Genomic DNA, 13,179 nt, shown 5'->3' on the forward strand with positions numbered 1-13,179 from the left:
AAGAAAATTGTTCAATCTTTAAATTCTGCTACAAATCTATTTAAACTTAACTTTCTTAATAGTACTGCTTGCAATCCTCTTCCCAACAGAAATTCGTGATTTGATCATAAAATCATCAATATTAATCATTTTAACCACATCTCTACTATTAGAAAATTCTACAAATCCTGGATTTAAAGCCAAGTCTACAAATTCATCCCCATCATTTAAAAATTTATACACCTTATCCGTGATGAACTTATCTATCTTAAATCTCTTAACATAATAAAAATTATCAGTTTTACTTAGATAAATTATAGAAAACACTTGATCTTTAGAATTATTTATATCATAAATTAAGGCATTCACATTATTCTTATCAATAAAGGTTTTATCCTCAATATTTTTCAAAATATAAGAATTCTTTTTAAATATCAGTATTTTATCATAATAGCTAGCATTTCCAATAAACTCGCCATCAATAAGACTAGTCCCAACAAAACCTGCCTTTAAGTTTAAATAAACTTTCATATTTTTAGTAGCTATTTCTCTAACATTTTTTGACTTAATAAGAGATATTTCCGTCTTCCTATGATAAATTTTAGAATATTTTGCAAGAAGTTTATCAACAAAATTTATTGAATAACCTCTAATTGACCTAATATTACTCTCTACACTTCGTAATTCTTTGCTTAAAGTCCTGATATCTTTATTGTTCTTATCAATATCAAACATACTTATTTTTCTAATAGGAATTTTAAGTAAATTTTCAATATCATCTAAAACAATATCTCTAGACAAGCTATCTTTATACTTTAAAATTTCACTAAGCACAATACCAACAACATCAGATTCTTTAGAAATAGTCTCAAGAATTTTATAAATCTTCTTTTCAATAAATATTTGCTCCAAGGTTTTAGAGAATATTTTTTCAAGTATTTTACTTTTTTCTAGTTCAAGTTCCATCTTTAAAACCTTTTGCAAATGCTCAGCATGGAACTTGATAATATCTGTGATAGTATAGATAACAGGATATCTCTCGCTCAGTAAAAGCAAATTAACAGAAATAGAAACTTGACAATTCGTATAATGATACAGTTTTTCAATAACTTCACTTGCATAAACTCCTCTTGGAAGAGTTAATTCAATCTCTACATTCTCGGTAGTAAAATCGTTAATACTTGAGACCTTAATATAATTTTTTCGAATAGCTCTCTCAATTGAAGCTATCAAACTTTCAGTGGTTTCTCCAAATGGCAATTCTTTTATTAAAATGGCCTTATTATCATCTGTAGGCTCAATTCTTGCACGAACCAAAACTTTACCATTTCCATCAGCATACTCATTAACATCAACTATCCCACCTGTTGGGAAATCAGGATAAAGCTCATAAGACTCCCCAAGCAATTCACTCTTAACGGCACTTAAAATCTCATTAAAGTTATGAGGAAGAATTTTAGCAGCCATTCCAACAGCAATTCCTTCACTTCCCTGAATAAGTATTACAGGAATTTTAGCAGGAAAAATCAAAGGTTCATTATTACGGCCATCATAAGAAGGCTCATAAGATGTTATTTCCTTGCTATAAAGCACATCAAATGCCAGGGGAGTTAATCGACATTCAATATAACGCGATGCAGAAGCGGGGTCACCCGTTAAAAGATTACCAAAATTTCCTTGTTTTTCAATAAATAAATCCTTATTTGCCATATTAACAAGTGCTTCATAAATTGAGGTGTCTCCATGGGGATGGTATTTCATTGCATTTCCAACAACATTTGCAACCTTATGGAAATTACCATCATTCATCTCAAAAAGAGAATGTATGATCCGTCTCTGCACGGGTTTAAATCCATCAATAACACTAGCAATTGCACGATCCTTAATGACATAAGATGAATACTGTAAAAAATTATCCTTAAGTAATGTTTTAATATCCATTAGATTAAATTCTCCATAATAAAGTTTCGCCTCTCAGGAGTATTTGGCCCCATATAAAACCCTAATTGCTCTTTTATTTCCTTAATGTTGACAAGATCTACTTTTGTAAGTTTAATAGTAGCAACATCAATAAAACTCCTAAACTCACTCGGGGAAATCTCTCCAAGTCCTTTAAATCTTGTAACTTCTGGATTTTTAAGTTCAAAAATAGCTTTTTGCTTCTCTTCTTCAGAATAACAATAAATAGTGGAACTTTTATTTCTTACTCTAAAGAGTGGTGTTTCTAAAATATAGATATGTTTATTTAAAACCAAATCTTCAAAATAAGTCAAGAAAAATGTTAAAAGCAAATTCCTAATATGAAAACCATCAAAATCTGCATCTGTAGCAATTACTATCTTATTATATCTTAAATTTTCAATTGATTCTTCAATGCCAAGAGCCACCATCATATTGTATAGTTCTTCATTTTTATATATCTCAGACTTATTTTTTTCAAACATATTTTGAGGCTTACCACGAAGAGAAAATATAGCCTGTGTATATACATCCCTACAAGATACCATTGAACCTGTTGCAGAATCCCCTTCGGTTAAGAAGATCATAGTCGAACCAGAATGCATACTCTTTTCATTAAAGTGGAACTTGCAATCTTTAAGCTTAGGGATTTTAAAAGATATTCTCTTAGCTCTCTCTTTTGCCTCTCTACGTACGCTACTCAATTCTTTTCTAAGACGTTCATTGTCAACAACTTTGCTTTCAATTGCCTTTGCAAGTGTCTTATCTTTATAAAGGATCTCTAAGATTACCCTTTGTACTTCCTTAGCAACATTACTTCTAGTTTCAATATTGCCAAGCTTATTCTTAGTTTGACTTTCAAATATTGGATCTTTTATCTTAACTGAAAGAGTAGCTACAAGTCCTTCTCTAATATCAGTAGATGAATATGTTTTTTTTAAAAAATCATTAATGGCTCTAGCAAAACCTTCTCTAAATCCTGTCTGATGGGTACCTCCATCACTAGTATACTGTCCATTCACAAATGAAAAATATGTCTCGCCATAATTGTTTGTATGAGAGAATGCAAATTCTAAAGTCTTACTAGAATAATAAACAAAATTATAAAGTAAATCTTCATCTTTAATCTCATCATTTATAAAATCGAGAAGTCCATTATTAGATTGAAAAATCTGGTCATTATAATTAATTTTTAAACCTTTATTTAAGCAAGCATAGTGAAAAAATCTTCTCCGTAAAAAATCTTCACTATATTTATATTTACCAAAAATTTCAGTATCAGCTAAAAATTCAATATAAGTGCCATCATGCTCATCTGATTTACCCTCTGTAGTATTGATTAAATTTCCTTTTGAAAAAACAGCCTCAAAGAAGTTACCTTCTCTTATTGACCTTACTAAAAATTTTGAGCTTAAAGCATTAACGGCCTTAGTTCCAACTCCATTAAGTCCTACAGAAAATTGAAAAACATCATCATTATATTTAGCACCAGTATTAATAACAGAAACACTCTCCACAACTTTTCCAAGAGGAATTCCACGACCATAATCTCTTACACTAATGACATTATCTTCCTTTTTTATCACAATTTCTTTGCCATAACCCATAATAAATTCATCAATTGAATTATCGATGATCTCTTTAACTAAAATGTAAATACCATCATCAATATTAGAGCCATCTCCCAATCTCCCAATATACATTCCAGATCGCAACCTAATATGTTCAAGGGAAGATAAGGTAACAATTTTACTCTCATCATAATTATTTGTCTTCATTTAAATTCCTATCAATATTATATTGAATTTTCATTATTTCTAGTTTTTTAACTATCTTATCTCTAACAATAACATGAAGCCTCTCTTTTTCATCATTTGTCAAAATAGAAACATCTATTAAAGAATGAATATGTACATATATGGATAATCCTGAATTCAATATCAAATTTTTAACAAAAATCTTATGCGTATTAAGCAAAGTAACAGGAATAATTGGAGAATTCGTCCTTAAAGCCAGATTAACAGAACCTCTTTTAAAATCTCTTGTATCCTTACCTCGATTCCTAGTGCCTTCAGGAAAAATTCCAATAGCTCCCCCCTCTTGAATAACCTTAGTCGCCTTCCTTTGAGTAATAGCAGAAGATTTTATACTATTCCTATTTATAAAAATAGCTCCCATAGAAATTAATAAAAAATTAACTAAAGGAATGCTTAAAAGCGATCTCTTAGCAACTATCACAAAGGGTTTTACAAAGACATAAATTAAAAAAAGTGGATCCATTGAAGCAATATGATTTGCCATAATGAGTACACCACCCTTCTGAAAAGAACAATCATTATCCTTTGTAATAACAACCTTAATTCCAGCAAACCACAAACAACTCTTAATAGCGAATCTAACTAATATAAAACTAAATTTTATAAAATGACTTTCAAACTTAAAAAGTTTAAAAATTAAAAATACTGGAAATAAAACAGTAAAAATCAAAATAAAGAAAAAAAAATTAATATAAGCCACAATACTTCTTAATATTTTCATAAATTTATCCTAATTTCTCTATCCTTTCAAGTTTCAATTTCTGCCCTTTCATCAAATTTACTTCATCTTTTAAAATTTTAATAGGATTAAGAACAATTGTAGAAAACTTTTGCTTCTGCACTATTCTCTCGCTATGCTCAATAATAAAGGCTGCGCTTATCTTATTTTCATCCATGCTAACTTCATACTCAAGCACTAAATTATTATTTAAACTAAAAACATTAAAAATTCCATAATAAATGTTATCTCCAACAATATAAGTAAGATTAGGATAAGAAAAATCATAAATTATATCCTTATACACATAATTACCATTTGGAATAAACAAAGAGTGCTCTGAATCATCAACTAAAACAGAATCATTAAACCGTTTAAAAACACCTGAGAATCCATACTTATCATAAGCATCAGTTCCAGTATCAATTTTTATTTCAATATTATCAATATCAATGATTTTAATCCAAAAATTATACACTATTAAATCTGAAAAAATAGACTTGGTACTAATATTAAGAGTATTATAAGCAGGTCTTGAGATATACTCAATGTGTGCTATTTCTTGAGAATTGTTCTTAAAAATACTAATTTCATTAAGATGCCTATTAAACGATAAAAATAAAACATTCTCAAAGTTTGATTTCCCTAAACGTTGATGTGCATCACTATCATACCAAACACCATATAAAAATTTATAAACTTCATCTTTGGGCAAATGCTTTAAAGTCTTATATACATCATTATCTATCCGCCTGATCTTCTCACTAGCGGATAAAGGATAATACTTGCCTTGTAATTGAGAATACTCATACTTTTCTATCTTACTCACTACCATATCCTCACCCTGCTTTTCATACCTTTCTAAAGAAATAGAATAACTCTCCCTTGATCTCTTATCATCATAAGCTGAAGATCTCTCATATTTATTTATAATAATACTTCCATTCACCTTATCAAAAAATATAGGTCTATACGATGCAACATTATTAGCAACAGCTCTTTGAAAGACATACAAAACAGAATCTTCATTTAAAAAACCTTGGACTACTATATCAAAATCATAATCACCAGTAATATCTTCAAGATACATATTGTAAGAATTTTTAGAATCAATATCTACTTGTGTTTTAAAAAGAACGACTGCCTCATGACTTTTTGGATCAAAACCAATAATAAATAAATAGGTTTTAAGATCCGCAAAATTTTGCGCTAAAACTACTTGTTCAAAATAAACATCTAAATTTAAATTTTCCTGATGAACTGACAGAATCTTGTAACCCTTAAGATCAATAAGAGAATCAAAAACATCATCTCCAGTATCTCCACTTACATCCACATCAGAATAATTTATTTCACTAACTTTCTTTATCTCTTTATTAAAAACAATAAAATCCCTATTTCCCTTAACACAAGAGAATAGAAGCAAAAAAAGAAATATAATCCATTTTTTAAAACACATACCACATGATTTTTACCTATTATTTTCACCAACAACTTAAATGTTTCAACATACTAATTGCTGGTCTTTAAACCAAAATCCTGCAAAGAAAAAAATGCCTCATTAAAATTTTCCTTAAAATTATTTTTATTCAAAACATAATCTATCACTAACTTAGTATTCGCCTGATAAAGACTATCAAAAATACGATCCTCTTTAATTAAATTATTATCACTAACAGAATAATTAACACTTGGACGCAAAGAAAATAAATAAACTCTGTGATCTGCTAAAAAAGGCTTAGACCATTGACCTTCTTTCAAATCAAAAATGATATCATAGAAATCCTTACTATTGCTAAAATTTGAGAGTTCCTTTAAAGTACTAGGATAAACATTCATATTATAAGCAAGATTAACGGTATCTTCTTTTAATGCCAAATTATGTTTTTTTAAAACTTGTTGCGCTCCATCAGAATTAATTTCACTCAAAACACCATTAAGCTTATTCTCAAGAAAAGTCTCAATAACATTTGGTTCATAAGTTTCTATGTAATTCCTAACAGAATTAATATCATGCTCTGAATTTTTATCAAAATCATAAATATTGCTTAATGCTTTGTATATCTCATATTCATTTCCATTCTTAGATTTAATAGGACTGGTAAATTCATTCATCTTCAAAGAAAAAATTGCAGCAAGATCCTCCTTTTTCTCAAGCATAAGATCCAAATCAAAATAATATTTTCTAGAAGAAGCAACGCCTTTAAAATTAGTAACATCTTCGGAAAAAAATTTAGCAACCTCTTCAAAAGGCATGCCCTTAGATAATTTCTCATAAGCATCACCAGCATCCTTTAAATTTTTAAACCGAATAGAAACAATATCTAAACTCTTAAACAACTTTTGGTTCTGCTCAGCATAAGAGCTGACCTCATCTTTAGGAAAATCTTGATATGAAAGTTCAACATACGCAACATTCTTTCTAGCTTCGCTCATACTTTTAATAGCATTCGGGATAGAATCTGGCAATATAAAGCTGCTGCTTAAGAAAATTTGCATGTTTGAAGAGAGTAAGTTTTCTACTGATTCACTATGAATTTTAAACTTTTGATAATCAGAAACTTTATTGTATCTCTTGGGACTAAAATTACCACTAGAGTCTAAGTACACAGGAGAGTTCATTAAATTTTTATTCAAAATATTTTTTGAAACATAGAAGCTATTAGTCTTTGCCAAATCAAGAAAGGCAATATCTTCAACATATTTCATAAAAGCCAAGTTCCAAATAAAATATTCTATATCAAGATTGTTATCTTTTTTTAATTTAGAATAAAAATTTGAGTAAGAATTAACATATTGAGCCAATTTATTACCTTTTTCATAATAAATTGGTTGCCCTTTATAAGATCCAAATTTTAAATTAGATGAATCAGTAGTATCAAATAAACCTGGCATTAAGGGTGCAATAATAAACCCAAATACAATTAAGATAAGCGCTAAAAGCCCCCATAGCCCAACCCTTTTATCATTAAAATCAACTTTGGATATAATTTCTTTTGCATCTCTTACTCTCTTACGCATAAAAACAACCCTTATAATTTAAAGTAAAATAACATTTTAGATATTAAAATAGCATAATTAACATATTATTTCAATTAAAACATTTATATCAAAAAACATTTTTGGTATCATAAATGTATTTAAATGTTTTGGGAACTAAAAGATCCCTATAGCTTAATAATGAAAAATGTGGTAGAAGATGACGCATATGCACAGTGGATTTAATATCAAAATAAATCAAGAAGAACTTAGTAGGCTCACCAAAATAATTTATAATAATTTCGGTATTAATCTTAACGAGAAAAAAAAATTATTAATTGAAAGCCGATTATCATCAATAATCAAAGCAAAAAATTTGAGCAGTTTTACAGAATACATTAATTACTTAGAAAATCAAAAAAATCAAATATCTTTAATAGAATTAGTGGATAAAATATCAACAAATCACACTTATTTTTTTAGAGAACCTAATCATTTTGAATTTCTTGAGAACAAACTTTTACCCAAAATGCTTAAACAAATGATGCAATCAGAAGAAGAAATTAGAATATGGTCAGCTGGATGTTCAAGTGGAGAAGAAGCATATACAATTGCAATGATATTAAACGAATACATAGACAATAACAAAATCCACTGCAAAGTAAAAATCCTAGCAACAGATATTTCAATTACTGTTCTTAATGAAGCTAAACGGGGAATTTATCCAGAAGATCGGGTAAAAACACTTCCAAAACATCTAAAAAACAAATATTTAAATAAACTTACAAATAATAAATTTGAAGTCAAAGACATACTTAAAAAAATGATTCAATTTAAAAAATTGAATCTAATGAATGAATTTTTTCCATTCAAGAAAAAATTTGATTTAATCTTTTGCAGAAATGTAATGATTTATTTTGATGAAAAAACTAGGAATAAACTTGCTGAAAAATTCAATCAACATTTAAAAAATGATTCTTATTTATTCATTGGTCATTCAGAAACAATTAGGGGCAATAAAAATTTAGAGTACATCATGCCAGCAACATACAAAAAAATCAATTAAATAAAGCAACTTACAATTGCCTATTTACCACTTAAATGCCTATTTCTTTAAGTCAGATTTACTTTCTCTCCTACTTTAACAAAATAAAGTAACTCACCTATCGTTGCAACATGGTCTCCAACTCTTTCTAAAAAACTATTTAAAAATAGTATATTTAAAAGATAATCTAAATTCTCTGGATTATTTTTCATCGCATCAATTACAACCGTTCTTTGCTTTGAAAATAGTTTATCTATAATATTGTCGTACTTTACTATTTTAAGTATTTTAATAAAATCTCCATCAAAGTAAGCATCAAAAATATTTGCAAGCATATCTTTTGCTGTGTCTGCCATTTCCCTTAAAGGCTTCTGATAAATGTCAACCGAAGAAAAATCCCCTTCATTAGATTCTAAAAGGAGTACAACCTTTACAATTTTAGTAGAATGATCCGCAATACGTTCAAGAGAGCTAATTATTTTAATAATTGCCAAAATTTCTCTAAGTTCAGTAGCAACAGGGTGCTCAGTAGCGATTATTCGTCCACATAAATCCTCAATATCATATTGATAATCGTCTATCATTTTTTCATCTTCATTAATAATCTTTTTAGCCAAATTTTTGTCTCTAGATTCCAAAGCTATTAACGAGTTTTCTATTATTTTAAGAACACACTCCTTCATATCCCAAAGATAATCTTTAATAACTTCAAGTTGTTTAGTAAGTTTACGCCTAATCATACCAAATTCTCCTAAAAAAACCGTTTTAAAAATAAATATCTCAATTTAGAGAGCTCATAATAACTGCTAAAAGGATAGCTATCAATAACTCTTTTATAGCAACTAAGAGACTTTACAAAATCCTTATATTTGCTCTCACTCTCATATAGCTTGCCCAACAAATAGTTATATCTATCTGGAAACCTTGAATTTAAATATTTTGGATAGTATAGCAAACTTAAATTCAAAAAAAACTCATATTCGCGATTCATTAACAAAAACTCAAGAATATCAAGATAAATATCCTCACCAAAAGCAACATTATTCTCTACTAAAAATTTAACATCTTTTAATACATTTTCCACCTTATTCAATTTAATTCCAAGATTAATAAGACTTAAAAAAATCTTATTAAAGTATCTATCTCTCAAACTCAAGTAATTCAAGTAAGAATTTAAGTAATCACCACTCTTATAATAAAGCTCAGCCTTTAATAAAATATATTCATCATCATTAAAATCGTACCTATTAAGTAGCTCAATTGCTCCCTTATAGTCATTAATGTAAGATAAATTTAAAGCTCTCCTCATAATATCTCTCAAACTTGAATTATTATCACTCTTATCAGTTTGAATACCTTTATCTAGATCCAAATTATCCTCAGGTTTGATTTCATCTAATTTAGAAAATCCTTCCCCTTTAGTAATCTTTAAAATTACATTTTTAGTAAACTCCCTAGAATCTTTTACATTTTGATATCTAAAAGTCAACATAATAATTCCAACATTCCTTGAGGTTTGAAAAGTAAACATAGCCCCATCCTGATAAGATTCTGCTAAAAGTTTAATAAAGGCATTATTCTTAGCATTCTTAATATAAATCCAAGCTGCATCTTTAAAAAAAAAATTAAACTTTGAATTAGTATTTACCAAAAATTCTTGCTTCTCACTACTAAAATCAAGCTCATACGTACTATATCGATTTTCAAAAGCCAAAGAAGATATTATACTGATAATAAAAAATAAAAAATTACAATAAATAAAACATTCTTTACTCACTTATAATTTTCCAAAATTTTATCAACCAATAATTCATTTTTCTCTTCCAAATCAATATTAAACAAATTATCTGACTTTACCCAAAGACTCTTAAGAAGCTCCTCACTAATTGACTGATGATGCATTACACCATCCTCTAATTTACCATCAGGAAGATCAGGTTTGGGAAAGAAAAAATCATCCATGTTTAGACTAGAATTTAAATCAAAATAAAAATCTTCTATATTAAGTAACTTTAATTTACGACTTAAATCTTCTTCTACACTACTACGGGTATTTTCAATCATTCTATATGAATAAAAATAAGTAAGAAAAGAAACAATAATCGATAAAAATATCAATATTAAAAAATATTTCTGAAAATGAATTTTTTTCTCTCTCATAATAATTTCCCTATATACTAAGTAAATTATATATTAAATATTACACTTTCTCCATTATCACTAGTAACACCGATTAAATTTTTACTTCCTTGTGCAACATACATATTATGAGTTATTATCAACAATTGAACTTTCTGCCCAAGCTCCTTTAAAAGCCCTGAAAGTTTGTTACTATTCTCAAAATCAAGAGAAGCATCTATTTCATCAAGCACACAAAATGAAGCTGGAGAATAATAATACAAAGCAAATAAAAATACTATGCTAATTAAAGAATGTTCTCCCCCAGAAAGCATTTTATTCCTCTTAGCTAACTTATCTTTAAAGTTTATTTTGATTTCTATCTCACCTAAGTCCTTATCATAAAAAAGACTCCCATTGCCCTTAAACATTCGACTAAAAAAATAAATAAAATGGTTATTAATCTCACCAAAAGCATCATTAAATCTTTTATCAATTTCCCTCTTTATTTTTCTCCTCAGCTTATTTAGAGATTCCTTAGTCAAGTTTAAATCATCTATTTGCAGACCTATTTTCTCAACCTTTTCTTTTATCTCATTATATTCTCTCTCAACATTAAAGAAAATATAATTATTATGTTCAATAACATTGATTTCTTTTTGTAAAGCATCTATTTTTGCCATATCTTCTGTAAGTTCAAACTTTTCCAAATTCTTATTAACACGATTAAAATCTTTTATCTCATCCTCAATATCTAAACTAGAATTAAACAAAACGTCATATTCCGCCTGTTTTTTCATATATTCATAATAAGATGAATTTTTAAAAGCATCTAACAAATTTAAAGAATTAATCTCATTACTAGCAACCAATTCATTACCCTTAGCTTCACTTAAAAATTTATCCAAATTAACATTAATATCACTTCTCTCCAAACTTAATTCGTCTAATTTTAAGTTCAAATTATTAAGCCTTTCCATAAGCTCATCCCTAGTTTCAAATAAAAATTTTAAATTACTATCTATTAATTTAATCTCATCTTCATTCTTAAGTCTAGAAAGTTCTGTATATTCAATCTCTCCTAATATCTCGTTTAATTTTATAGTTTTATCTGATACCAAAGCCTCAATAGTAGTAATTTCCTTTGCAAGACTAGCCTTAGAATTATTTTTTGAAAGCAAAAATTTTCTTAAATCGACATTTTGCTCAAATATAGGTTCAATTTTTTCCTTTAATAAATTTAAAAGCTTATCTTCCTTGACTATATATTTAAGCAAATTTTCCCTAATCTCTTTAATATATTTTATGCTTAAGGTATCTTCAAAAGACTTTAAAGCATTAAAAATATTTTTCTTTAGTAGTTCAAATTCTTCTATGTTACTCTCCTTAGAAATTGATAAGACTAAATCAATAATTTCAAAAAAACTCCTAGTATACCTATTGATCTCATCAGTGAGATCAAAAAAATCTTTCTTCTTAGCTTGAAGAGAATTATTCAAATTCATTAGTTCTTCATTTATGCTAACCTTTACTGATTCAATTTGTGCCTTATTGCTCATAAAAATATTTGCTAAATTTAATTTTCCTTTTCTGTCATGTTCTAATTTTTGAATTTTGATCTCTATTTCAAGTAATTTAGATTTTAAAGTTTCAATTTCCTTTTTAATTACCTCAATATTTTTAATAACATTCTTTTCTCTAAAAGAATAAAATTCTAACTTTTCTTTAACACTTTCAATAGAAAAGCTATTTAAAGATAAAATCTTATCTATATCCTTAATATCTAATTTGCTCTTAAGTTCATTCAACTCAAAATTAATATTAAAGAGTTTTTTTAATCGTAAGTTCTTTTCCAATGCCTCTAAATCTTTTTTTAAGTTTTGATACTTACCCTTAAGCAAAAAATCATTTTTAATCTTCTCATATTTATTATTTAACTCATCCCTTAAAATCCAAAGAGAATTTAAGTTTTCTTTGGACTTTTCCAATCTCTTATATGCCTGCTCTTCTTCAACTCTAAGCATATCTATTCCACTCGCCTCTTCTATTAAAGATTTCAAATTAATATTTCCACTTGAAGAAATTCTTTCAATTTTACCTTGATTAATAAACATATAGGGTGAATTCTTTAACCTTAACTTATTGATAAGGCTCATATAACTTTTAAGATTTAAAGTATCATCATTCAAAAAATATTCACTTGTGCCATCTTTATAAAGCCTTCTTCTAATGTAAAATCTATCCCTAAAATCACTAACAGACAAATCTTCATTATTAAAGAAAAGAGTCACCTCCGCAAAATTTGATTCTCCTGACTTAGCAGCAGAAATCAAATCTGTAATATATTTAACTCTTAAAATACTTAAATTATCCTCCCCTATACAAAAACGAATTGCATCTAATAAATTACTTTTCCCACAACCATTAGGCCCAACAATAAAATTTAAACTACTATTTAATTTTAGTTCTTGCATTTTAACAAAAGATTTAAAGCCTAAAAGGCCTATTTTTTCTAAAAACAAAGCTACTCCCAATTCAATTACAAATAAGATTAATTTACTAAG

At 27.7% G+C, this 13,179-nt stretch carries 10 protein-coding genes; 1 reads left to right on the forward strand and 9 read right to left on the reverse strand.

Annotation, left to right across the window (positions count from 1 at the left end):
- Nucleotides 1–36: 36 nt before the first annotated feature.
- The 5 genes from bhDAH_RS00175 to bhDAH_RS00195 are packed head-to-tail and all read right to left on the reverse strand — an operon-like array spanning nucleotide 37 to nucleotide 7,494.
- Entirely contained in the window at nucleotides 37–1,920 is a 1,884-nt protein-coding gene (locus bhDAH_RS00175) for a DNA topoisomerase IV subunit A (RefSeq protein ID WP_012421817.1), read from the reverse strand.
- Nucleotides 1,920–3,716, reverse strand: a complete 1,797-nt coding sequence (locus bhDAH_RS00180) for a DNA topoisomerase IV subunit B (RefSeq protein WP_012421818.1) — start codon at nucleotides 3,714–3,716, stop codon at nucleotides 1,920–1,922. The genes bhDAH_RS00175 and bhDAH_RS00180 overlap by 1 nt, the downstream gene beginning before the upstream one ends.
- A complete protein-coding gene (locus bhDAH_RS00185) occupies nucleotides 3,703–4,476 on the reverse strand; it encodes a lysophospholipid acyltransferase family protein (protein ID WP_012421819.1) in 774 nt (257 codons plus the stop codon). Before bhDAH_RS00185 ends, bhDAH_RS00180 begins: the two co-directional genes overlap by 14 nt.
- A gap of 4 nt (nucleotides 4,477–4,480) precedes the next feature.
- Nucleotides 4,481–5,932 carry a pallilysin-related adhesin gene (locus tag bhDAH_RS00190; RefSeq protein ID WP_012421820.1) on the reverse strand — a complete coding sequence of 484 codons (1,452 nt, stop codon included), beginning with the start codon at nucleotides 5,930–5,932 and terminating at the stop codon, nucleotides 4,481–4,483.
- A 53-nt stretch (nucleotides 5,933–5,985) separates the two neighbouring features.
- Nucleotides 5,986–7,494, reverse strand: a complete 1,509-nt coding sequence (locus bhDAH_RS00195) for a peptidylprolyl isomerase (protein WP_012421821.1) — start codon at nucleotides 7,492–7,494, stop codon at nucleotides 5,986–5,988.
- A 178-nt stretch (nucleotides 7,495–7,672) separates the two neighbouring features.
- Here bhDAH_RS00195 and bhDAH_RS00200 point away from each other — a divergent pair, with 178 nt between their 5' ends.
- Nucleotides 7,673–8,518: a CheR family methyltransferase gene (locus bhDAH_RS00200; protein ID WP_012421822.1), complete on the forward strand. Its 846-nt coding sequence runs from the start codon at nucleotides 7,673–7,675 to the stop codon at nucleotides 8,516–8,518.
- A 47-nt stretch (nucleotides 8,519–8,565) separates the two neighbouring features.
- On the opposite strand, the gene phoU is transcribed toward bhDAH_RS00200, so the two are convergent.
- Genes phoU through bhDAH_RS00220 form a run of 4 tightly spaced genes read right to left on the reverse strand, consistent with a single transcriptional unit; the run spans nucleotide 8,566 to nucleotide 13,137 of the window.
- A complete protein-coding gene (gene phoU / locus bhDAH_RS00205) occupies nucleotides 8,566–9,237 on the reverse strand; it encodes a phosphate signaling complex protein PhoU (RefSeq protein WP_012421823.1) in 672 nt (223 codons plus the stop codon).
- 11 nt (nucleotides 9,238–9,248) lie between these two features.
- Nucleotides 9,249–10,274 carry a hypothetical protein gene (locus bhDAH_RS00210; protein WP_012421824.1) on the reverse strand — a complete coding sequence of 342 codons (1,026 nt, stop codon included), beginning with the start codon at nucleotides 10,272–10,274 and terminating at the stop codon, nucleotides 9,249–9,251.
- A complete protein-coding gene (locus bhDAH_RS00215; protein ID WP_012421825.1) occupies nucleotides 10,271–10,657 on the reverse strand; it encodes a hypothetical protein in 387 nt (128 codons plus the stop codon). The genes bhDAH_RS00210 and bhDAH_RS00215 overlap by 4 nt, the downstream gene beginning before the upstream one ends.
- 26 nt (nucleotides 10,658–10,683) lie before the next feature.
- A complete protein-coding gene (locus bhDAH_RS00220) occupies nucleotides 10,684–13,137 on the reverse strand; it encodes an AAA family ATPase (protein WP_043924375.1) in 2,454 nt (817 codons plus the stop codon).
- Between the last annotated feature and the right edge of the window lie 42 nt (nucleotides 13,138–13,179).

It is taken from the genome of Borrelia hermsii DAH (assembly GCF_023035675.1).
GTDB lineage: Bacteria > Spirochaetota > Spirochaetia > Borreliales > Borreliaceae > Borrelia > Borrelia hermsii.